The 20,665-nt window shown below is 68.7% G+C and carries 21 protein-coding genes and 1 pseudogene; 12 read left to right on the forward strand and 10 right to left on the reverse strand.

Annotation, left to right across the window (positions count from 1 at the left end; genetic code table 11):
• Positions 1-514, forward strand: a 514-nt coding sequence (locus E3T33_RS01605; protein WP_134574584.1) for an anti-sigma factor, incomplete at its 5' end; no start/stop codon positions are given.
• Positions 515-577: 63 nt separating this feature from the next.
• Positions 578-1,465 carry an aminodeoxychorismate lyase gene (locus E3T33_RS01610; RefSeq protein ID WP_134574585.1) on the forward strand — a complete coding sequence of 296 codons (888 nt, stop codon included), beginning with the start codon at positions 578-580 and terminating at the stop codon, positions 1,463-1,465.
• Positions 1,466-1,473: 8 nt separating this feature from the next.
• Here the strand turns inward: E3T33_RS01610 and pstB are convergent, their stop codons facing one another.
• From pstB to E3T33_RS01650, 8 genes are all read right to left on the reverse strand, one after another.
• On the reverse strand, positions 1,474-2,253 hold the full coding sequence (gene pstB, locus E3T33_RS01615; RefSeq protein WP_134574586.1) for a phosphate ABC transporter ATP-binding protein PstB: 780 nt from the start codon (positions 2,251-2,253) through the stop codon (positions 1,474-1,476).
• Positions 2,254-2,273: 20 nt separating this feature from the next.
• A complete protein-coding gene (gene pstA / locus E3T33_RS01620) occupies positions 2,274-3,362 on the reverse strand; it encodes a phosphate ABC transporter permease PstA (protein WP_134574587.1) in 1,089 nt (362 codons plus the stop codon).
• Positions 3,362-4,306 carry a phosphate ABC transporter permease subunit PstC gene (gene pstC / locus E3T33_RS01625; protein WP_092322226.1) on the reverse strand — a complete coding sequence of 315 codons (945 nt, stop codon included), beginning with the start codon at positions 4,304-4,306 and terminating at the stop codon, positions 3,362-3,364. The genes pstA and pstC overlap by 1 nt, the downstream gene beginning before the upstream one ends.
• 135 nt (positions 4,307-4,441) lie before the next feature.
• Entirely contained in the window at positions 4,442-5,527 is a 1,086-nt protein-coding gene (pstS, locus tag E3T33_RS01630) for a phosphate ABC transporter substrate-binding protein PstS (protein ID WP_134574588.1), read from the reverse strand.
• A 152-nt stretch (positions 5,528-5,679) separates the two neighbouring features.
• On the reverse strand, positions 5,680-6,618 hold the full coding sequence (locus E3T33_RS01635) for an NUDIX domain-containing protein (RefSeq protein WP_134574589.1): 939 nt from the start codon (positions 6,616-6,618) through the stop codon (positions 5,680-5,682).
• Positions 6,615-8,789, reverse strand: coding sequence for an RNA degradosome polyphosphate kinase (locus E3T33_RS01640; protein ID WP_134574590.1), 2,175 nt, complete (start codon positions 8,787-8,789; stop codon positions 6,615-6,617). The genes E3T33_RS01635 and E3T33_RS01640 overlap by 4 nt, the downstream gene beginning before the upstream one ends.
• A gap of 57 nt (positions 8,790-8,846) precedes the next feature.
• Positions 8,847-9,821: a mycothiol synthase gene (mshD, locus tag E3T33_RS01645; RefSeq protein ID WP_241982790.1), complete on the reverse strand. Its 975-nt coding sequence runs from the start codon at positions 9,819-9,821 to the stop codon at positions 8,847-8,849.
• Positions 9,796-10,488 carry a response regulator transcription factor gene (locus E3T33_RS01650; protein WP_174775319.1) on the reverse strand — a complete coding sequence of 231 codons (693 nt, stop codon included), beginning with the start codon at positions 10,486-10,488 and terminating at the stop codon, positions 9,796-9,798. The genes mshD and E3T33_RS01650 overlap by 26 nt, the downstream gene beginning before the upstream one ends.
• Before the next feature lie 73 nt (positions 10,489-10,561).
• On the opposite strand from E3T33_RS01650, the gene E3T33_RS01655 reads away from it, so the two are divergent.
• From E3T33_RS01655 to E3T33_RS01670, 4 genes are all read left to right on the forward strand, one after another.
• Positions 10,562-10,825: a hypothetical protein gene (locus tag E3T33_RS01655; protein WP_092322217.1), complete on the forward strand. Its 264-nt coding sequence runs from the start codon at positions 10,562-10,564 to the stop codon at positions 10,823-10,825.
• A 153-nt stretch (positions 10,826-10,978) separates the two neighbouring features.
• Positions 10,979-11,590: an FABP family protein gene (locus tag E3T33_RS01660; RefSeq protein ID WP_092322216.1), complete on the forward strand. Its 612-nt coding sequence runs from the start codon at positions 10,979-10,981 to the stop codon at positions 11,588-11,590.
• Positions 11,591-11,594: 4 nt separating this feature from the next.
• A complete protein-coding gene (locus tag E3T33_RS01665; protein ID WP_134574592.1) occupies positions 11,595-12,758 on the forward strand; it encodes a glycine cleavage T C-terminal barrel domain-containing protein in 1,164 nt (387 codons plus the stop codon).
• 143 nt (positions 12,759-12,901) lie between these two features.
• A complete protein-coding gene (locus tag E3T33_RS01670) occupies positions 12,902-13,651 on the forward strand; it encodes a phosphoglyceromutase (protein WP_134574593.1) in 750 nt (249 codons plus the stop codon).
• A 79-nt stretch (positions 13,652-13,730) separates the two neighbouring features.
• Here E3T33_RS01670 and phoU read toward each other — a convergent pair whose 3' ends face one another.
• Positions 13,731-14,387, reverse strand: a complete 657-nt coding sequence (gene phoU, locus E3T33_RS01675) for a phosphate signaling complex protein PhoU (protein WP_092322210.1) — start codon at positions 14,385-14,387, stop codon at positions 13,731-13,733.
• A gap of 187 nt (positions 14,388-14,574) precedes the next feature.
• On the opposite strand from phoU, the gene E3T33_RS01680 reads away from it, so the two are divergent.
• Positions 14,575-15,729 (forward strand): ATP-binding protein, encoded by a 1,155-nt coding sequence (locus tag E3T33_RS01680; RefSeq protein WP_134574594.1) that lies wholly within the window; start codon positions 14,575-14,577, stop codon positions 15,727-15,729.
• The gene (locus tag E3T33_RS01685; RefSeq protein ID WP_092322206.1) at positions 15,726-16,415 is read left to right on the forward strand and encodes a response regulator transcription factor; all 690 of its coding nucleotides are present in this window, start codon (positions 15,726-15,728) and stop codon (positions 16,413-16,415) included. Before E3T33_RS01680 ends, E3T33_RS01685 begins: the two co-directional genes overlap by 4 nt.
• Before the next feature lie 53 nt (positions 16,416-16,468).
• On the opposite strand, the gene E3T33_RS01690 is transcribed toward E3T33_RS01685, so the two are convergent.
• Positions 16,469-16,951, reverse strand: coding sequence for a hypothetical protein (locus E3T33_RS01690; RefSeq protein ID WP_174843262.1), 483 nt, complete (start codon positions 16,949-16,951; stop codon positions 16,469-16,471).
• 289 nt (positions 16,952-17,240) lie between these two features.
• On the opposite strand from E3T33_RS01690, the gene E3T33_RS01695 reads away from it, so the two are divergent.
• The 4 genes and pseudogenes from E3T33_RS01695 to E3T33_RS01710 all read left to right on the forward strand — a co-directional run.
• Positions 17,241-17,723: a CarD family transcriptional regulator gene (locus E3T33_RS01695; protein ID WP_092322204.1), complete on the forward strand. Its 483-nt coding sequence runs from the start codon at positions 17,241-17,243 to the stop codon at positions 17,721-17,723.
• Between the two features lie 114 nt (positions 17,724-17,837).
• The gene (ispD, locus tag E3T33_RS01700) at positions 17,838-19,052 is read left to right on the forward strand and encodes a 2-C-methyl-D-erythritol 4-phosphate cytidylyltransferase (RefSeq protein WP_134574595.1); all 1,215 of its coding nucleotides are present in this window, start codon (positions 17,838-17,840) and stop codon (positions 19,050-19,052) included.
• Positions 19,049-20,464 carry a cysteine--tRNA ligase gene (cysS, locus tag E3T33_RS01705; protein ID WP_092322201.1) on the forward strand — a complete coding sequence of 472 codons (1,416 nt, stop codon included), beginning with the start codon at positions 19,049-19,051 and terminating at the stop codon, positions 20,462-20,464. The genes ispD and cysS overlap by 4 nt, the downstream gene beginning before the upstream one ends.
• Positions 20,464-20,665 (forward strand): annotated as a pseudogene (locus tag E3T33_RS01710) (23S rRNA (guanosine(2251)-2'-O)-methyltransferase RlmB); the annotation flags it as partial. The gene cysS and the pseudogene E3T33_RS01710, both read left to right, overlap by 1 nt.

Below are 20,665 nucleotides of genomic sequence, written 5' to 3' on the forward strand. Positions count from 1 at the left end.
GCCCGCCGAGCCCTCCACCAGGCGCTCCGCCGCGGCCGACCGCGCCCAGAGGCGCTGGTTCCAGCGCCCGGCCGGGATGCTGGTCGCCGCCGCGGCCGCCGTCGCCCTGTTCGCCGGCGGTACCTTCGTCGGCCAGGCCCTGAACTCGAACCAGTTCGAGCAGCAGCAGGCGGCCCAGCTCGCCGAGATCAACGCCGCTCCCGACGCCCAGCGCGCCGCGACCACGACCACGGACGGCCAGCCGGCCACCCTGGTCTGGTCGGGTGAGCTCGGGCTGTCGGCACTGATGGTCCAGGACCTGCCCGCGCTGTCGGCCGACCAGGACTACCAGCTCTGGTACATGAACGACGCCGGGGCGGTCCCCGCCGGAACGTTCGACTCGACCGGATCCGGAACGGTCTGGCGGGTGCTTGAGGGCACCATGCATGCCGGCGACCAGGTCGGCGTGACCGTCGAGCCGCAGGGCGGCTCGCCGCAGCCCACCTCGGCGCCGATCGTCGCCATCCAGAGCTGACAATCAGAGCTGACACTCGCCAGCGGCCCTGCCCGGGCCCGGAGATGCCAGTAGGCTCGGGGCATGAACCTGCCCTTCACCCTGCTGATCGACCCGGTGCCCGCGGATTCGTCCCGCACAAACTTCGAGGACACCTTCCACGAGATGGACTCCGCCGCACCGGCCCTGCGGGTGGGGGAGCTCAGCACGCAGCGCGGCGACGGCATCTTCGAGACGCTCAGCGTGGTCAACGGCCACCCGCAGGAGGTCGAGCCGCACATCAGCCGGCTGGTGAACTCCGCCCAGATCTGCGAACTCCCGGTACCGAATCCGGCCCAGTGGCGCGCGGCCATCGCCCACGCGGTGGACCGTCTTCCCAAGGACGGCGAACTCGCCCTCAAGTTCGTGCTCAGCCGCGGCGTCGAGTCCGGCCCGGCGCCGACGGCCTGGCTGCACGCGACCAGGGCGCCCGACTACCGCGCCGTCCGCGACCACGGTGTGCGCGTGATCACGCTCGACCGCGGCTACCCGCGCGGGGTCGCAGAGGTCGCGCCCTGGCTGCTCATGGGCGCCAAGACGCTCAGCTACGCGATCAACATGGCCGCGCTGCGCGAGGCCAAGCGCCGCGGCGCGGACGACACCATCTTCGTCACCCACGACGGCTACGTGATGGAGGGACCCACCTCGAGCGTGGTCATCCGCTCGGGCGGCAGGTACGTCACCCCGGCGCCGAGCGGCGCCATCCTGCACGGCACCACCCAGCAGAGCCTGTTCGAGTACCTGGAGGCGGCGGGGGAGGGCGTCGAATACCGCGACATCCCGGTCGACGAGCTGCGGGCAGCGGATGCCGCCTGGCTGGTCTCCAGCGTGCGCCTCGCCGTCGCCGTGACCGAGCTCGACGGCGCACCGTTCCCGGTCGACGCCGAGCGCACCAGCGCCTTCAACGCCTACCTGCTCGGCCGCACCGCCTGACGGGCGGGTTAGCCGAAGCGGCCGGAGACGTAGTCCTCGGTGGACTGCACGCTCGGGTTGGAGAAGATCGTGGTCGTGTCGTCGTACTCGATCAGCTTGCCCGGCTTTCCGGTGCCGGCGATGTTGAAGAAGGCCGTGCGGTCGGAGACGCGGGATGCCTGCTGCATGTTGTGTGTCACGATCACGATCGTGTAGTCGGCCTTCATCTCCTCGATGAGGTCCTCGATCGCGAGCGTGGAGATGGGGTCGAGCGCCGAGCACGGCTCGTCCATCAGGATGACGTCGGGCTCGACCGCGATCGCGCGGGCGATGCAGAGGCGCTGCTGCTGGCCGCCGGAGAGGCCCGAACCCGGCCCGTTCAGGCGGTCCTTGACCTCGTTCCAGAGGTTGGCGCCGCGGAGGGACTTCTCGGTGAGGTCATCCGCGTCGCCCTTGGACATCCGCCGGTTGTTGAGCTTCACGCCGGCCAGCACGTTGTCCTGGATCGACATGGTGGGGAACGGGTTCGGGCGCTGGAACACCATGCCCACCTGGCGGCGAACGAGCACCGGGTCCACGCCGGGACCGTACAGGTTGTTGCCGTCGATGAGCACCTCGCCCTCGACGAAGGCGCCCGGGATGACCTCGTGCATGCGGTTGAGGGTGCGCAGCAGGGTGGACTTGCCGCAGCCGCTGGGCCCGATGAAGGCCGTCACGCTGCGGGGCTCGATCGTCAGGGAGACCCCTTCGACGGCGAGGAACTTGCCGTAGAAGGCGTTGAGGTCGGTGACTTCGATGCGCTTGGACATGTAATCCTTCGAGTTGACGGCTAGCGGCCGAGCTTGGGGGAAAAGATCTTGGCGATGAGCCGGGCGAGGCCGTTGAGCACCATGACGATCAGGATGAGCGTCAGCGCGCCTGCCCAGGCCCGGTCGATGTAGGCCTGCGCGTCGGTGCCCTGGTTGGCGTACTGGTTGTACACGAACACCGGCAGCGTCATCATCCGCTCGCTGAACAGGTTGTAGTTCATGCTCGCCGTGAAGCCGGAGATGATCAGCAGCGGCGCGGTCTCGCCGATCACGCGGGAGATCGAGATCATGACGCCGGTGATGATTCCGGCGATGGATGTCGGCAGCACGACCTTGACGATCGTGAGCCACTTCGGAACCCCGAGCGCGTACGCGGCCTCACGCAGTTCGTTGGGCACGAGCTTGAGCATTTCCTCGCTCGAGCGCACGACCACCGGAATCATCAGCACGCACAACGCGATCGCCCCACCGAACCCGAAGCGGATCCCGGGGTCGTCGAACAGGAGCGAGAAGAGGGCGAAGGCGAACAGCCCGGCGACGATCGAGGGGATCCCGGTCATCACGTCGACGAAGAACGTGATGCCGCGCGCGAGGCGGCCGCGCCCGTACTCGGTGAGGTAGATCGCGGCGAGCAGCCCGATCGGAACCGAAATGATCCCGGCCAGTCCGGTGATGAGCAGTGTGCCCACGACCGCGTGCAGGGCGCCGCCGCCGGCGCCGACCACGTTGCGCTGCGACGACGTGAAGAACGTCGGCGTGAGGAACGCGGGCAGGCCGTTGGTGACGGTCGTCACGACCAGTGACGCGAGCGGCAGGAGCGCGACCACGAACGCTGCCGTCACGAGGGCGGTGACCAGGCGGTCCTTGGCCTTGCGCACTCCCTCGACGAAGTAGGAGAGCAGGTAGATGGCGATGCCGTAGAGCACGGTGCCGAAGACGAGCGTGCCGGCGATGTTGAAATCCTCGCTGGCTCCCGACAGCTGCAGCATCAGGAACACGGCACCGGCCACCAGCCAGCTCGCCGCCAGGACGGCCAGGGACGTGTGCTTGGGGAGTTTGCCGGCGGTGAGCGAGTTGGTGAGCGGCGCGCCGACGGTGGTGGTGCTCATCAGTTCGCTCCCGAGAATGCCTTGCGGCGGTTGATGATGTAGCGGGCGAGCATATTCACGGCGAGGGTGATGACGAACAGGATCAGCCCGGTCGCGAGCAGGATGTTCACGCCGACGCCGTGCGCCTCAGGGAAGTTCAGCGCGATGTTCGCCGCGATGGTGGTCGGGTTCTGCGAGGTCAGCAGCTGGAAGATGACCTGGGGGCTCGGGGAGAGCACCATGGCGACGGCCATGGTCTCGCCGAGGGCGCGGCCGAGGCCGAGCATGGCGGCCGAGATGATGCCCGCGCGTCCGAAGGGGAGCACGGCCATGGTGATCATTTCCCAGCGGGTGGCGCCGAGGGCAAGGGCGGCTTCCTCGTGCAGGACCGGCGTCTGCAGGAAGACCTCCCGCGAGATCGCGGTGATGATCGGCAGGACCATGACGGCGAGGACGATCGCGACGGTGAAAATCGTGCGGCCGGTACCGGAGACCGGCCCAGCGAAGAGCGGGAACCAGCCGAACCATTCGACCAGGGTGCTGTAGAACGGCTGAAGCATGGGCGCCAGCACGCCGATGCCCCACAGGCCGAAGACCACGGACGGCACCGCGGCGAGCAGGTCGATGATGTAGCCCAGGCCCTGCGACACCTTGCGCGGAGCGTAGTGCGAGATGAACAGCGCGATTCCGATGGCCACGGGGATGGCCATGATCAGCGCGAGCAAGGCCGACCAGAGGGTGCCGAACGCGAGCGGCCAGACGTAGGCCCAGAAGTTGGACACGCCCGGGTCGAAGTCCTCCGGGACGGCCAGGAATGCCGGGATGCTCTGCACGAACAGGAAGATGGCGACGGCGGCGAGCACCGCGAGGATGAGACTGCCGGCCACGATCGTGGCGGTGGAAAAGACCCGGTCGCCGACCCGCTGGGTGGTCCGGAGTGCATCGCGGTCAACTGCGGTGGTCATTGCCGGTGTCTCCCTGGAGCGCTTGGGTGAAGTCGTTGTAACGGGGGAATGGAGCCGACGGCCACAAACCCCAGTCTGCCCGACCCGTCAGCCGCATGCAATGCGACGTTCCGGGCCGGGCAGGTTCGAGTTGTGTTACTTGACGGTTTTCAGTACCGCCGCGACCTTGTCCTGCAACTCGGTCGAGAGCGGGGCGGCTCCGGCGGACTTGGCAGCCTCGGCCTGTCCCTCGGCGCCCGCCATGTAGCCGACGTACTCCTTGACGAGTGCGGCCTTGTCGGCGTCGGCGTACTCGGTGCAGACGATCGCGTAGCTCACCAGAACGAGCGGGTAGTGCGTCGCGTCGGTGGTCTTGCGGTCGAGGGCGATGGCGAGGTCGCTGGCGTCGCGGCCCTCGACGAGGGGCGAGTCGTTCACGACGGCGGCCGCGGCGTCCGCGGTGTAACCGACGAACTTGTCGCCGACCTTGATCTTTGCGACGCCCAGGTCTCCGGCGCGTGAGGCGTCGGCGTAGCCGATGGTGCCCACGCCATTGGTGACGGCGTCAACGACACCGGAGGTGCCCTGCGCGCCCTCGCCGGTCTTGTACGGGAACGGGTCTTCGGCCTTTTCGGTCCACACATCGGGCGCGTTCTGGCCCAGGTAGTCCGCGAAGTTCTTCGTGGTGCCCGAGTCGTCCGAGCGGTGCACGGCGGTGATCGGCGTCGACGGGAGCTTCGCGTCCTTGTTCAGGGCGGCGATTGCCGGGTCGTTCCAGGTCGTGATGTCGCCCTTGAAGATCTTGGCGAGCGTGGCGGCGTCCAGGTTGAGGTCGGTGACTCCCTCGACGTTGAAGATCACGGCGATCGGCGAGATGTACACGGGCAGGTCGACTGCCTTGGTGTCGGGGGCGCAGGTGGCGAACTCGCCCGCCAGCTCTTCGTCCTTCAGGAACGAGTCCGAGCCGGCGAAGTCGGAGCCGCCGGAGATGAAGGCTTCGCGGCCCGCTCCGGAGCCGGAGGGGTCGTAGTTGATCGTGACGTCGGGGTTTGTCGTCTGGAAGGCGGCGGTCCACGCTTCCTGTGCTGCCTGCTGCGAGGAGGCGCCGCCGGCGTTGATCGTGCCGGACAGGTCGCTCGCGGCCTTGTCGGGGGCTGCGCCCTCGTTGGCGGCGCAGGAGGAGAGTGCGAGGGCGGCTGCGATAGCGATGACCGCGGGTCGGCCATACTGCTTGAAATTCACGAGGATCCCTTTCGAGGGTTGAATGCAAGTGACTAACTGCTGGGCAGGGCCGGTGCTGGCCCGCGAGCTACGCTACCCGGGCGGGTTAACGGACCTCCCCCCGGTTGGTGAACGGGAGGTGAACGGCTGCGGGCAACCTGCCACCGACCGGGTCACACCCGGGGCGAATGAGTTTCTATTGTGATGATGCCCGAACTCGGGTTATCCGTCGACAGGTGAACGACCGAGAATCCGCCGGGTTCGAGGTCGGCGGCATCCGCAATGTAAGCGCCGATCGTGGTTCCGGTGGCCAACGCGATTTCGCGCAGGATCTCCGGGAGCACCGGGCCGTGGCTGCAGAGCACGGCCGTCTTGCGGGCCCGAACCCGTTTGCCGATTGCCGCGCGCACATCGCCGGTGCCCTCCTCGAAGGCCTCCTGGCTGAGTCGCTCGGTGCGCTTGATCTTCATGCCGGTGGCTGCGGCCAGGGGAGCGACGGTCGTCACGCACCGCGTCGCGGTGCTCGTGAAGATCCGACGGGGCCGCCACGCGGTGATCGCCTCCACGATTCCGGCCGCCTGCTGCACGCCGTGTTCGGTGAGCGGTCTCGTGCTGTCCGGCCCTTCCCAGCTGCGCGGCGGCGCGGCCTTCGCATGGCGCAGGGCGATGAGGGCGAACGTGCTCGTGACCCCGTTGTCGACCAGCCGGGCGAACGACTCGAGAATTTCGACGTCGGCGCCGTAGCTCAGGTAGGTCCTGGCCTTCTTGATCGTGACCCACTCGATCGCGGCGACCTCACCGTTGGGCACGAACGTCGAACGCCGGATCGCCTCCGGGGTCACCTCGGCGGCCCAGTAGTGCACGATCTTCTCCCGCCCGCCCGGCAGGTCGTAGTGCGATACGCCCAGCGGCACGCCGAGCGCGACGGCCAGGCCGGTCTCCTCCTCGATTTCCCGCACGGCGGTGCGGGGGAGGGACTCGCCGGGGTCGACCTTCCCCTTGGGGATGGTCACGTCGCCGTGCACGGTCCGGTGGATCAGGAGCACGTGCGGCTTGCCCTCGACGAGTCGCCAGCACACGGCGCCCGCCGCGTATACCGCGGTCTCGGTCATCGGCGGCCCACCGGGCGCTTGCGGTGAATCGTCTGTTGCATGAGCCGGTTCTGCATGTCGTCGAGCGGGTGGCCGGCGTCGTCCTGGTGATGGCGCGTCCACTCCCCGGTCGCATCGAGCCACCACGAGGACGTGCGGTCGTCCATTGCCCGGGTGAACAGCGCGTCGATCTCGGCGAGATGCTCGGAGTCGACCAGGCGCACCAGCGCCTCCACCCGACGGTCGAGGTTTCGGTGCATCATGTCGGCGCTGCCAATGTAAACCTGCGTGTCGCCTCCGGTGTGGAAGGAGAAAATCCGTGAATGCTCGAGGTAACGGCCCAGGATCGACCGCACCCGGATGTTCTCGCTCATCCCGGGCACGCCGGGTTTCAGGCTGCAGATGCCGCGCACCCAGACGTCGACCCGCACCCCGGCCTGGCTGGCCCGGTACAGGGCGTCGATGATGGCCTCGTCGACCATGGAGTTCACCTTGATCCGGATGCCCGACGGCTTGCCGGCGACGGCGCTGGCCGTTTCGTCCGCGATCCGCTTGAGCAGCGCCCTGCGGAGGTGCAGCGGGGCGACGAGGAGACGCTTGAACTTCTTCTCGATCGCGTAGCCGGAGAGTTCGTTGAAGAGTCGGGTGAGGTCCTTGCCGACCTGGGGGTCCGCGGTCAGGAGCCCGAGGTCTTCGTAGAGGCGGCTGGTCTTCGGGTTGTAGTTGCCCGTGCCGATGTGGCTGTAGTGGCGCAGCACGCCCTGCTCGTTGCGCACGACCAGGGCCAGCTTGCAGTGCGTCTTCAGGCCCACGAGCCCGTAGACGACATGCACCCCGGCCTTCTCCAGCTTCCGCGCCCAGGAGATGTTGGCCTGCTCGTCGAACCGGGCCTTGATCTCGACCAGGGCGAGCACCTGCTTGCCCGATTCCGCCGCGTCGATGAGCGCGGACACGATGGGGCTGTCGCCGGAGGTGCGGTACAGCGTCTGCTTGATGGCGAGCACGTTCGGGTCGGCGGCGGCCTGTTCGAGGAAGGCCTGCACGCTCGTCGCGAACGATTCGTACGGGTGGTGCAGCAGGATGTCCTGGCGGCCGATGGCGCTGAAGATGTCCGGTTCGGCGTTGGGCTCGGCCGGCATGAGCTGCACGGCCGTCGTGGGCACATGCCTCGGGAAGTGCAGGTCCGGCCGGTCGATCCGCAGGTCGAACAGGCCGCCGAGGTCGAGCGGCGCGGGCAGCCGGTAGACCTCGTGCTCGGTGACATCCAGCTCCCGCACCAGCAGGCCCAGGGTGACGTCGTCCATGCTCTCGGTGATTTCGAGCCGGATGGGCGGGCCGAACCGGCGGCGGAGCAGTTCCTTCTCCAGCGCCTTGATCAGGTTCTCGGTCTCGTCCTCGTCGATTTCGACGTCCTCGTTGCGGGTGACGCGGAAGACGTGGTGCTCGAGGATCTCCATCCCGGGGAAGAGGTCGCCGAGGTGGTTCGCGATGAGGTCTTCGAGGGTGATGAAGCGGAGGTTCTCGACGCCCTCGGCGGGGTCGACCCGCACGAAGCGGGGGAGCATGGTCGGAACCTTGAGCCGGGCGAACTCCTGCTTGCCGGTCTTCGGGTTGCGCACCCGCACGGCGAGGTTGAGGGAGAGTCCGGAGATGTAGGGGAACGGATGCACCGGGTCGACCGCGAGGGGCATCAGGACCGGGAAGACCTGGTTGCCGAAGTAGTTGCGCAGCGACGCGCGCTCGGCTTCGCCGAGGCTCTCCCAGTGGACGATGTGCACTCCGGCGTCGGCCAGGGCGGGGCGCACCAGCACCTCGAACGCCCTGGCGTGGCGATCCTGCAGCACATGCGCGGCGCGGGAGATGTCGGAGAGGGCTTCCTGCGGCGCCCGGCCGATGTTCGTGGGCACGGCCAGCCCGGTCAGGATGCGGCGCTTGAGCCCGGCCACGCGCACCATGAAGAACTCGTCCAGGTTGCTCGCGAAGATGGCGAGGAAGTTCGCCCGCTCGAGCACGGGGAGGTCCGGGTCCTCGGCCAGCTCCAGCACGCGCTGGTTGAAGGCGAGCCAGCTGAGCTCGCGGTCGAGATACCTGTCACTGGGCAGCGCGGGGTCGTTCTCGCTGACCAGCGGGTCGAAATCGTCATCAAAGTCGCTGCCGAGGCCGGAGTCCGCCTGGATGTTATCGCCGTCCATCTGTCCATCCTTACACCGCAGCCCGCGCGCGGGTGACGAAGACTCGTCGACGGCCGCTTAACTCGGCAGCCGGCGGTACTGGACGTCGACCGTGTGATCGGTGAAGCCGAGCGAGCGATACAGGTTCACGGCCGGGGTGTTGTGCGCCTCGACGTAGAGCGTCACCGACGTGCAGCCGCGGTCCCGGAGGCGCTCCATCCCGGCGAGCAGCAGCGCGCGGCCGAGGCCGCGACCGGCGGCATCCGGGTGGACGCCGACCACATAGATCTCGCCGCTCGGCGACCCCGGCTCGATCTTGAGCCAGGTGTAGCCGATCAGCGCCCCGGTGGCTTCGTCGCGGGCGAGCAGGAAATCGCCCGGGTCGAACCACGGCTCCGTCTGCCGGGCCGCGAGGTCGGCCAGGGTGAGCGAGCCCTGTTCCGGGTGGCTCGCGAAGACGAGTGCGTTGAGGGCGACCCATTCCTCGTCGTCCACGCCGGGGCGGAACGCGCTGATCCGGGCGCCGGAGTGTGCGGCCGGCGCGGTCTCGACCGGGATCTCACGGGTCAGCGAGGCGCCCAGCTGAAGCAGGGTGCGAGCGGCGGCCAGGCGGTAACGATTGGCCAGGACGCGCGCGGCCGGNGGGATCTCACGGGTCAGCGAGGCGCCCAGCTGAAGCAGGGTGCGAGCGGCGGCCAGGCGGTAACGATTGGCCAGGACGCGCGCGGCCGGATGGTCCCCGTGCGACCAGGCGGTGAGCTGGTCGGGTGCGTCGGCCAGGATCTGCCGGAGGGCTTCGCCGCCGTGGCCGTGGCCTCGATGGGCGGGCGCGATGACGAAGTCGAGTTCGCCCTGCCCGAGGATCGCGGCCCCGACAGGCTCGTCGCCCACGGAGATCAGCAGCGGGGTGCGGCGGCCCGACGCGAGGTCGAGCATCGCCTGTTCGTTGAACGGCGGGTGGCCGTCGACCGCGGTCGCAGCCGCGGCGACGGACTCGAAGCGCGCCCGGGTGGCGGCATCCGACAGGTCAGGAACCGTGAGTGTGAGGGACACGTTCGTCCTCCTCCTCGCTGACATTGAAGCGGTACCCGACGTTTCGCACGGTGCCGATGACCGACTCGTGGTCGCCCAGCTTCGCACGCAGGCGCCGGACGTGCACGTCGACCGTGCGCGTGCCGCCGAAGTAGTCGTAGCCCCAGACCTCGCTGAGCAGTTGTTCCCTGGTGAAGACGCGCGAGGGGTGGGCGGCCAGGAAGCGCAGGAGCTCGAATTCCTTGTAGGTCAGGTCGAGCGGCTTGCCGTGCACCTTGGCCGAGTAGCTGGCCTCGTCGATGACGATGCCGGCCGCCCGGATCATCGGCGACGTCGCGGTGACCTGCGCGCGCCCGACGGCCAGACGGATGCGCGCGTCGACCTCGGCCGGTCCCGCGGTGTCGAGGATCACATCGTCGACGCCCCAGTCCGGGCTGACCGCGGTGAGGCCGCCCTCGGTGATGACGACCAGGAGGGGGACCGAAATCCCGGTGGTCCGGAGGATCTGGCAGAGCGACCGGGAAGCCATCAGGTTGTCCCGCGCGTCGACCAGGATCAGGTCGGACTCGGGCGCCGAGATCAGGTGGTGCGGTTGCGCAGGGATGAGCCGCATGCCGTGCGACAGTAACTGCAGGGCGGGAAGAACCTCATTGTTGACCGCCGAGGTCAGGATCAACAACTGCGCCACGCGCATCCTCCAAGTTCGGTGCGCCCCATACTACCTGCCGCGGAACCGGCCCGCGGCAGGGCACAATGGGAGGGTGAGCTGGCAGTGGAAGAGCATCGGGGTCGTGTGGCTCCTCGCCGTCGTGTGCGCGGTACTGACCGGGATCTTCTCCGCCCGGGGCCAGGAACTCGTCTGGATCGGCCTGTCCCTGGCCGGCTGCACGCTCGCCACGCTCTGCGTGCAGCTCGCGACCGGGCGCAAGGAAGGCTACGTGAACCGGGTCACCTCGAGCGTTGTCGGCGCGGTCGTCGTGCTCGCGTTGGCGACCGGATATTTCGCCGTCATCGGACTCGGTTAGAGTCCGGCCCCCTCTCGACGGGTAGACTCAAGCCATGTCGACGATCGCACTCGAACTTCTCTTTCTGGGCCTGCTGGCGCTGGCCAGCCTGGCGATCGCCGGGGTCTCCGTGATCGTGCTGCTCAGGCTGTTCCGGGGGCAGCGGTAACCACAATGTTCGAGCTTCCGGCCCACCTGCCGTCCGAACTGGTGCCACTGTCGTGGCTGATCGGGGTCTGGGAAGGCTCCGGAGTCCTGGACTACACGATCGGCGACGAGTCGGTCACCCGCGAGTTCGGCCAGAGGATCAGCTTCAGCCACGACGGACTTCCGCACCTGAACTACAACTCGTACACCTGGCTTGAGCCGGCCCCCGGCACGACCGACGAGCCGACGCCGCTGGTCACCGAGACCGGGTACTGGCGCCTGCATCGCAGCCAGGGCGAGGGAGATCCGGGACCCGGCCTCATCCCCGGCCTGGGCGACCGGCCCTATGCGAGCGCCGAAGAGGTTGAAACACTTCGAAACCCGGACGGCGGGTTCGACATCGAAGTAACGCTCGTGCATCCCGGCGGTGTCGCCGAGCTCTACCTCGGCCAGGTCAAGGGAGCGCGGATAGACCTGGTGACGGATGCCGTCCTGCACACGTCGGGCGCCAAGCCCTACACCGCCGCGACGCGTCTCTACGGCCTCGTCGAGAAGCACCTCCTCTGGGCGTGGGACATCGCGGCACTCGGCCAGGACCTGCGGACCCACGCATCCGGACGCCTGGCCAGGGCGGAGTAGCACCATGACCACACCAGACGGCTCCCCCCTGCTGCGCGTCGACGGCGCCGTGCAGGCCGACGGCCGGGGCGCCGGCGTGGCCGCTCACTACGGCAACCCGATGATTGAACAGCGCAGGCTGCTGGCCGGCGACGCCATCGTCGACCTCTCCCACCACGGGGTTCTCGGGGTCTCCGGACCGGACCGGCTGAGCTGGCTCAACTCGCTCTCCAGCCAGGAGCTGCGGAGCCTGGCCCCCGGCGTGTCCACCGAAACGCTCCTCCTCGATCCGACCGGCCGGCTCCAGTACGCCATGAGCGTCATCGACGACGGCGTCGAAACCTACCTGCTCCTCGAGGCGGCCGAGCTTCCCGGGTTGCAGGCCTGGCTGGAGAAGATGCGGTTCATGCTCCGGGTGGAGATCACCGACCGGACGGAAGACTACGCGGTGATCGGCACCATGGCTCCCGAGCCGGCCGCGCTGGGTCTCGAACCGGCCGCGCCGAACGGGATGCCGCTCGTCTGGCGCGATCCGTGGTCCGGCGTGGCCGCGGGCGGTTACCAATACGCCGACGCCCCGGTTCACCCCGGTGCGACCTGGCTCTGGAGCGAAGTCCTCGTGCCCAGGGCCGCCCTGGCCGGACTGCGTGAGGCCGCCGCCCAAGGCAGCATCGCCGTCGCCGGGCTGCTGGCCTTCGAGGCGCTCCGCATCGCGGCGTGGCGTCCGCGGGCGGCCACCGAAGTCGACGAGAAGACCATCCCGCACGAGCTCGACTGGCTGCGCACCGCCGTGCACCTGAACAAGGGCTGCTACCGGGGCCAGGAAACGGTGGCCAAGGTGCACAACCTCGGGCATCCGCCGCGCCGCCTCGTGCTGCTGCACCTGGACGGTTCCGACTCGGTGCTTCCCGTGCACGGCGACGAGGTGTGGGCGGACCGCAGGCTGCCGGGCGGAGAGCCGGAACGGGTTCCCGTCGGGCAGATCACCTCGAGTGCCCGGCACTACGAACTGGGGCCGATCGCGCTGGCCGTGGTCAAGCGCGCCATTCCGGCGACGAGCACCCTCTTCGTGCAGTCGGAGGGGATCTCGATTGCGGCCGCCCAGGAAGTGATCGTGCCGCAGTCCGCCGGGTCCGTCGCCGACATCCCGCGGCTCCCGCGCCTCGGCATCCGCACTCCCCACCGCTAACCCCCTTCCCCGCCCCATCCCCATCCCCCTTCCCCGCCCCATCCCCATCCCGCGAAACCGCAGTTGTGCGCGCTAAAACCGCATTATTACGCGCACAACTGCGGTTTCGCGGAGGGTGTGCCCGCTCTCGGTAGAGTTGAGACATGCCAGCCCCCTACACACTCATCCTTCTCCGCCACGGCCAGAGCCTGTGGAACCAGCAGAACCTCTTCACCGGGTGGGTGGATGTGAGGCTCAGCGAACAGGGCATCATCGAGGCCCGCCGTGCCGGCGAGCTCATCGCCGAATCCGGCCTGCTCCCCGACGTCGTGCACACCTCAGTGCTGACCCGCGCGATCCAGACCGCCGATCTCGCGCTCGAGCAGGCCAACCGGTCCTGGATCGACGTCAAGCGCTCCTGGCGCCTGAACGAACGCCACTACGGCGCATTGCAGGGCCTGGACAAGGCGGAGACGCTCGACAAGTTCGGCCCGGAGCAGTTCCAGCTGTGGCGCCGCTCGTACGACGTTCCGCCGCCCGTGCTCGCCGACGACTCCCGGTGGTCCCAGGTGAACGACCCGCGTTACGCGGGCCTCGGCGACGCCGTGCCGCGCACCGAGTGCCTGCAAGACGTGGTCGAGCGGATGCTGCCCTACTGGGAGTCCGACATCGCGGCGGACCTGCGCAGCGGCAAGACCGTGCTCGTCACCGCCCACGGCAACTCGCTGCGGGCGCTGGTCAAGCACCTCGACGGCATCTCCGACGCCGACATCGCCGAGTTGAACATCCCCACCGGCATCCCGCTCGTCTACAAGCTCGGCGAAGACCTCATGCCGCTCGGCCCGGGCGAGTACCTCGACCCGGAGGCCGCCGCTGCCGGCGCCGCCGCGGTGGCCGCCCAAGGCAAAAAATAACCCGCGAAACAGCAGTTGTGCGCGCTAAACGTCGTTCATAACGCGCACAACTGCAGTCTCGCGGGGAGGGAAGAAGGGGTCAGGAGCCGCTGAGCTGGTGCCAGTCGCCGGTGCCGAGGTACTGCACCTTCTTCGCGATCGAGACCGCATGGTCGGCGAAACGCTCGTGGTATCGGCTGGCGAGCGTGGCGTCGACCGTGTCGGCGGCCTGGCCCTTCCAGGTCTCGCCGAGCACGGCGTCGAACACGCTCAGGTGCAGGGCGTCGATCTTGTCGTCCTCGTTGCGAATGGTCTCGGCCAGCACCATGTCTTCGTTGGTCAGCAGCTCGGTGAGCATGTTGGCGATCTTCACGTCGAGGGCGCCCATCTCCGCGAAGGTGGGGCGCAGGCTCTTCGGGATGACCTTGTCCGGGAAGCGGTACCGGGCCAGCTGGGAGATGTGGGTCGACATGTCGCCCATCCGCTCGAGGGAGGCGCTGATCCGCAGGGCGCTGACGACGATGCGCAGATCCCGGGCAACGGGCTGCTGGCGGGCGAGGATGGTAATGGCGAGCTCGTCGAGTTCGACGGTGAGAGCGTCGATCTTGTCATCATCCGCGATGACCTCCTCGGCGAGGCTGACGTCGGACTCGTTGAAGGCGCGCGTTGCCTTTTCGATCGAGACGGCGACGAGTCGAGAGATTTCGACGAGGCGCTCCTGCACCTCGGCGAGTTCCTGTTGGAATACTTCGCGCATGGATGTGTGGTCCTTCCTGGCCGCTGGGATCCTGCACCAGCTGGCGCGTGAGACCCGCCTGGGTCCCGGCTGATCATGCCGGATAAAGGTGAACGGCAGGTGCCGCGGGTTTGAACACTTCCTAACGTACCGTCCCTCCGGCCCGTCCGGCGCGGTCGGCGCGGGAGAAAGTCACTAATCTGGAGGAATGGAATCGACGTGGCTCGTGCTGCTGTCGCTGGCACTCGGGCTGGCCGTTGGCGCCGGTTTTGTGACTCTGCTGCACGTCGCGGAGCGACACGGGCGCCGCGCGGCCGACGTCGTGAACCCCGCCGTCCCCGATGGGATCGACCAGGTCCTCGACGCGCTCGAGTCCGCGGGCATCGTTCTGGACCCGTCCAACAACGTGATCAAGACCTCCCCGGGGGCGCTGGCCATGGGGCTGGTGTTCAACCAGCAGCTCGTGCACCCGGAGTTGCTCGACCTGGCCCGCCGGGTGCGCCGCTCCGGCGACCCGATCTCCGACGACCTCCTCCTGGCGCGCGGCCCCTTCGGCGACGCGAGCATGCACGTGCGGGTGCGGCTGGCCCGGCTGGGTACGCGCTACGTGCTGCTGCTGGCCGAGGACCGTACGGAAGCATTCCGGCTCGACGAGGTGCGCCGCGACTTCGTCGCCAACGTCAGCCACGAACTGAAGACGCCGATCGCTTCGGTGGGCCTGCTGGCCGAGGCGCTCGTCCATGCGGCGGATGAGCCGGAGCAGGTTCGCCGCTTCGCCAACCGCCTGACCACCGAATCGGCCCGCCTCGGCCGCCTCACCCAGGAGATCATCGAGCTGTCCCGGCTGCAGTCTCAGGAGGCCGTCGCGCAGCCGGAGCTGGTGAAGATCGACGCGGTCGTCGCCGCGGCCGTCGACCAGGCCCGGATCGTCTCGGACGCGAACCACATCACGATCGCGGTGGGGAAGAAATCGCGCTCCGAGGTCTACGGCGACGAACGGCTGCTCGTGGTCGCCGTGCACAACCTCATCGCCAACGCCGTGAACTACTCACCGGACGGGTCGCGCGTGGGGGTTGGCGTGCGCCGGAACGACGGCGCAGTCGAGATCACCGTCACCGACCAGGGCGTCGGGATTCCCGAAGCGGACCTGGACCGGATCTTCGAGCGCTTCTTCCGCGTCGACCAGGCACGCTCCCGGCACACCGGGGGGACGGGCCTCGGCCTCGCGATCGTCAAGCACGTCGTGCAGAACCACGGCGGCGACATCCGGGTCTGGTCCCAGCCCGGCAAGGGCTCCACGTTTACCATCCGCCTCCCCGAGGCGCCCCACCCCGCTCCGGCGGCGACAGGAGAAACCCCGTGACCCGCATCCTTTTGGTCGAAGATGAGCGCTCGCTCAGTGAGCCGTTGAGCTTCATCCTGGAACGCGAAGGGTACGAGGTGAGCGTGGCCGAGGACGGGCCGAGCGCGATCCGCGAATTCGACCGGGCCGGCGCTGACGTCATCCTGCTCGACCTCATGCTCCCAGGGATCCCGGGCACCGAGGTGTGCCGGGAGATCCGCACCCGGTCAGCCGTGCCGATCATCATGCTGACCGCCAAGGACTCCGAGGTGGACATCGTCGTGGGCCTCGAGCTGGGCGCCGACGACTATATGACCAAGCCGTACTCCACCCGGGAACTGCTGGCGCGCATCCGGGCCGTGTTGAGGCGCCACGCCGACCTCGTCGACGAGCGGGACAAGGCGCCGGATGTCCTCTCCGCCGGCACCGTGGAGATGGACCTCGAGCGCCACGCCGTCATGGTCTCCGGGGAACTGGTGAACATGCCGCTCAAGGAATTCGAGCTGCTGGAATTCCTGCTGCGAAACGCCGGGCGCGTGCTCACGCGCGGCCAGCTGATCGACCGGGTCTGGGGCACCGACTACTTCGGGGACACGAAGACGCTCGACGTGCACATCAAACGGATTCGCTCGCGCATCGAAGCGGTCCCCTCACAACCGGTCATGCTGGTGACCGTCCGGGGTCTCGGCTACCGCTTCGAGGCCTGACCAGCGCCTGCCGCACGATGCCGGAGCGGCGTCGTGCAGCAGGCGCAGCGCCGTTACGGCGCGGCGGTCGGAGTCGGAGTCGGCTCCAGCGGCTCGGTCGGGGCCTGCGGGAGGGGTAAGTCCACCGGCGTGGGCTCCGGCGTGGGCACCAGGGTCGAGTACGGCTCCAGGGTGTCGTCGAGCACCGGAACCAGCAGCCGGGCGCCGGTCTCGTTGCCGTACTGCACGAAGACCGGGAAAAGCGATCCGGGCTGGGCGTCGATGCCGCGCAGGGCCAGGGCCGGCTCATCCTCGCTGCCGAGGGCGAGCGTCGAGTTGGCCTCGACGGTCAACTCCTCCGTCACCTTCTCGCCGTCCGATTCGTACTGCACGCCCACGATGTGGGCCGAGTCGCCCTGGTTCACGAGCGTGACGATCAGGTTGGCCGAGTCGGCCCCGTCCGAGACGAGGATGGCGTTGCGCACGGCGATGTCGCCGACGTCGCCGCTCACCCCGTCGCTCGCGTCGTAGCGGATGGTCGTTGCCTGGGGCGCCATCAGGCCGCAGCCGGCAGTCCCAGACAGGATGGCAGTCGCCAGAATGGCGGATGCGACGATACGCGCCCTCACAAGACCTCCAGGTCATTTCGGGCCCCGGCCGAGTGGTCGGGACGCCGCAAATTTTCGCTTTGAGTTTAGCCTACCCGGGGCTCGCGGCGGCGGCCGGAGACTCACGGAAAGGCGGCGCTGGAGGGGTGCGTGGCTGGGTGCGTGGCCCGGCGCTGCTCGGCGAACCCTACCACCGCAGGCTGTGGTATCCTAGACGTTGCTGAAGGGATATGAATACATGCTTTTTGAGGTTGGCGAAACTGTCGTTTATCCCCACCACGGAGCCGCAACGATCACTGAGGTGAAGACGCGGACGATCAAGGGTGTAGAGAAACTGTACCTGAAGCTCAATGTCACTCAGGGTGATCTCACCATCGAAGTCCCGGCCGAGAACGTCGACCTGGTCGGCGTTCGCGACGTCATCGGGCGGGAGGGACTCGACAAGGTGTTCGAGGTGCTTCGCGCGCCGTTCACCGAAGAGCCCACCAACTGGTCACGCCGGTACAAGGCCAACCTGGAGAAGCTCGCCTCCGGTGACGTCATCAAGGTGTCCGAGGTCGTTCGCGACCTGTGGCGGCGCGACCAGGACCGCGGCCTGTCGGCCGGGGAGAAGCGCATGCTTGCCAAGGCACGCCAGATCCTGATCTCCGAACTGGCCCTGGCCGAGAAGACCGATGAAGAGAAGGCGTCCAGCGTTCTCGACGAGGTCCTTGCGTCCTAGCCCCACGTTTCGTTGAAAGGCGGCGCCGAAAGGTGCCGCCTTTCTCGTTGCCCCCGCACGCGCCCCCCGGGCGCGGTCCTTCACTCGCACGACCTCACCAGATAGCCTCCAGACATGACTGATTCACCTGCGCCCCTGGTCGCGGTCATCGTCGTCGCCGCTGGCAGCGGAACCCGGCTCGGACACGAACTGCCCAAGGCGTTCGTGCCGCTCTCCGGGCGCACCCTGCTCGAGCGCTCCCTCGACTCCGTCTTCGGCATGCGCGAAGCGGCCCAGGTGATCGTCGTGGCCCCGGAGGATCGGCTCGACGAGGCACGTGCCATCGCGACCGAACGCGCCGGCGCGGCCGGCGGCTACCTGGACGTCGTCCCCGGCGGAAACAGCAGGCAGGCATCCGTAGAACGGGGGCTCGCCGTGCTCCGGCCGGATGTGGACACCGTGCTCGTGCACGATGCGGCGCGCGCGCTGACGCCGTCGGCGCTCTGCGACGCGGTCGTGGCCGCCGTACGTGCCTCCGGCGCGGGCGTCGTGCCCGGCCTCGATCTGGTCGACAGCATCAAGCGCGTCGACCCGCGGGGCGCGGTCCTCGCCGGCGTCGACCGCCGGGAGCTCTCCGCCGTGCAGACACCGCAGGGCTTCCCGCGCCGGATGCTGGTCGCGGCCTTCGGAGCGGCGACCGAGGAGCTGACGGATGACGCAGCGCTCGTCACGGCCGCGGGCTTCCCGGTCAGCATCATCCCGGGCGACCCCCTCGCCTTCAAGATCACCACCCGCTGGGACCTGCGCCGGGCCGAACTGCTGCTGGCCACCCCGGCGGACCCCGCCGGCTCGCCCCGCGTCGGCACCGGCCTGGACGTGCACGCCTTCGACGACACGTCCGAGCTGTGGCTGGCAGGCTTGCACTGGCCGGGGGAGCGCGGACTGGCCGGGCACAGCGACGGAGATGCGGCCGTGCACGCCATCTGCGACGCCCTGCTGGCGGCGGCCGGCCTCGGCGACGTCGGGGGCGTCTTCGGCACCGCCGACGCGGCCCTGGCGGATGCCCACGGCGAGGTCTTCCTGCGCGAAACCCTGCGCCGCGTCGGTGACGCCGGCTTCCGCGTGGGCAACGTCTCGGTGCAGGTCATCGGCAACCGGCCCCGGCTCGCACCGCGCCGGGCCGAGTCGGAGGCTCGCCTCAGCTCGATCCTGGGCGCGCCGGTCAGCGTCTCGGCGACGACGACCGACGGCCTCGGTTTCACCGGCCGGGGTGAGGGCATCGCGGCGATCGCCACCGCGCTCCTGGTCCCTGCCGAGGCACGGGGCCCTGTCCTAAGCTGGGAGGCGTGACCATGCGACTGTACGACTCGAAGGCCCAGGCGCTTCGCGACTTCATTCCCCTCGTCCCGGACAAGGTCGGGATCTACGTCTGCGGCCCCACGGTGCAGTCCTCGCCGCACATCGGCCACCTCCGCAGCGCCCTCGTCTACGACCAGCTGCGCCGCTGGCTCAGCTACCGCGGCAATGACGTCACCTTCATCCGCAACGTCACCGACATCGACGACAAGATCCTCGTCAGTTCCACCGGCACCACTGAGCAGTGGTGGGCGCTGGCGTACCGCTACGAGCTGGAGTTCACGGCCGGCTACCAGCGGCTGGGCATCCTCGCTCCCAGCTACGAACCCCGCGCGACCGCCAGCATCCAGAACATGCTCGACCTGATCGGGAGGCTGATCGAGGCCGGGCACGCCTACCCGGCCGCCGACGATACCGGCGACGTCTACTTCGACACCAGGAGCTGGCCCGCCTACGGCGAGCTCACCCGGCAGAAGCTCGACAACATGGAAGCGGCCACGGATGCCGACCCGCGCGGCAAGCGAGATCCCCGCGACTTCGCGCTCTGGAAGGGCCACAAGACCGACGAGCCCGCCTCGGCAGCCTGGCCGTCGCCCTGGGGCGACGGTCGCCCGGGCTGGCACATCGAGTGCTCCGCCATGGCCACCCGTTACCTCGGCGCCCAGTTCGACATTCACGGCGGAGGTCTCGACCTGCGCTTCCCGCACCACGAAAACGAACTCGCCCAGTCCACCGCGGCCGGCGACGCCTTCGCCAACTACTGGATGCACAACGGCCTCGTGCACGTCAACGGCCAGAAGATGTCGAAGTCGATCGGCAACTCGATCTACGCGGCGGAGCTGCTCGAGCAGGCGCGTGCCATCGTCGTGCGCTACTACCTCGGCGCGGCCCACTACCGTTCGACCATCGACTTCCACGAAGGCTCGCTCGCCGAGGCCGAGGCCGCGCTCGAGCGCATCGAGAGCTTCCTCGACCGGGCCGACCGGCGCCTGGCGGACACCCGGTTCGCCGGATCGGGCGTCGAAATCGTGCCGGAGGAGTTCGCTGAGGCCATGGACGACGACCTCGCCGTACCCCAGGCCCTCGGCGTGCTGCATGAAACCGTGCGCGCCGGCAACGCCGCGCTCGATGCCGAAGACCTGCACGCGGCGGCATCCGCCCGCGGCCAGGTGCTCGCGATGAGCGAGGTCCTCGGCATCAACCCCCTCTCGCCCGGTTGGTCCGTTGCCACGGACGAACCGGCCATGATCGCGCTCACCGCGCTCGTCGAGCGCCTGCTCGACGACCGCGAAATTGCCCGGCAGAGCCGCGACTACGCGGCCGCAGACCGAATCCGGGACGAGCTCGTCGCCGCCGGAATCACCATCGAAGACACCCCGTCGGGTGCACATTGGAGTTTTGACTGATGAAGAACACAGACCGCAAGGCTCGCACCGGGGCCGTGCGCAAGGGCAGCCGTGGCCCGCAGGTCGGCTCGGGCGGCCAGGGCCGCCAGGCGCTCGAGGGCAAGAAGCCCACGCCCAAGGCCGAGGACCGGCCGTACCACCCCGCCGGCAAGCGCAAGCTCGCCGAGGACCGCTACACCGCCGCCAGCGGCGGGCGCGCCC

Origin of the sequence: Cryobacterium sp. TMT1-2-1 (assembly GCF_004403955.1) — a bacterium.
In the GTDB taxonomy this organism is placed as follows: domain Bacteria; phylum Actinomycetota; class Actinomycetes; order Actinomycetales; family Microbacteriaceae; genus Cryobacterium; species Cryobacterium psychrotolerans.

Bases quoted from the DNA above. Each gene is read 5' to 3' on its own strand.
- E3T33_RS01610 (WP_134574585.1), top strand. From the start codon at position 578: ATGAACCTGCCCTTCACCCTGCTGATCGACCCGGTGCCCGCGGATTCG.
- pstB (WP_134574586.1), bottom strand. From the start codon at position 2,253: ATGTCCAAGCGCATCGAAGTCACCGACCTCAACGCCTTCTACGGCAAG.
- pstA (WP_134574587.1), bottom strand. From the start codon at position 3,362: ATGAGCACCACCACCGTCGGCGCGCCGCTCACCAACTCGCTCACCGCC.
- pstC (WP_092322226.1), bottom strand. From the start codon at position 4,306: ATGACCACCGCAGTTGACCGCGATGCACTCCGGACCACCCAGCGGGTC.
- E3T33_RS01635 (WP_134574589.1), bottom strand. From the start codon at position 6,618: ATGACCGAGACCGCGGTATACGCGGCGGGCGCCGTGTGCTGGCGACTC.
- E3T33_RS01640 (WP_134574590.1), bottom strand. From the start codon at position 8,789: ATGGACGGCGATAACATCCAGGCGGACTCCGGCCTCGGCAGCGACTTT.
- E3T33_RS01660 (WP_092322216.1), top strand. From the start codon at position 10,979: ATGTTCGAGCTTCCGGCCCACCTGCCGTCCGAACTGGTGCCACTGTCG.
- E3T33_RS01665 (WP_134574592.1), top strand. From the start codon at position 11,595: ATGACCACACCAGACGGCTCCCCCCTGCTGCGCGTCGACGGCGCCGTG.
- E3T33_RS01670 (WP_134574593.1), top strand. From the start codon at position 12,902: ATGCCAGCCCCCTACACACTCATCCTTCTCCGCCACGGCCAGAGCCTG.
- phoU (WP_092322210.1), bottom strand. From the start codon at position 14,387: ATGCGCGAAGTATTCCAACAGGAACTCGCCGAGGTGCAGGAGCGCCTC.
- E3T33_RS01680 (WP_134574594.1), top strand. From the start codon at position 14,575: ATGGAATCGACGTGGCTCGTGCTGCTGTCGCTGGCACTCGGGCTGGCC.
- E3T33_RS01690 (WP_174843262.1), bottom strand. From the start codon at position 16,951: ATGGCGCCCCAGGCAACGACCATCCGCTACGACGCGAGCGACGGGGTG.
- E3T33_RS01695 (WP_092322204.1), top strand. From the start codon at position 17,241: ATGCTTTTTGAGGTTGGCGAAACTGTCGTTTATCCCCACCACGGAGCC.
- ispD (WP_134574595.1), top strand. From the start codon at position 17,838: ATGACTGATTCACCTGCGCCCCTGGTCGCGGTCATCGTCGTCGCCGCT.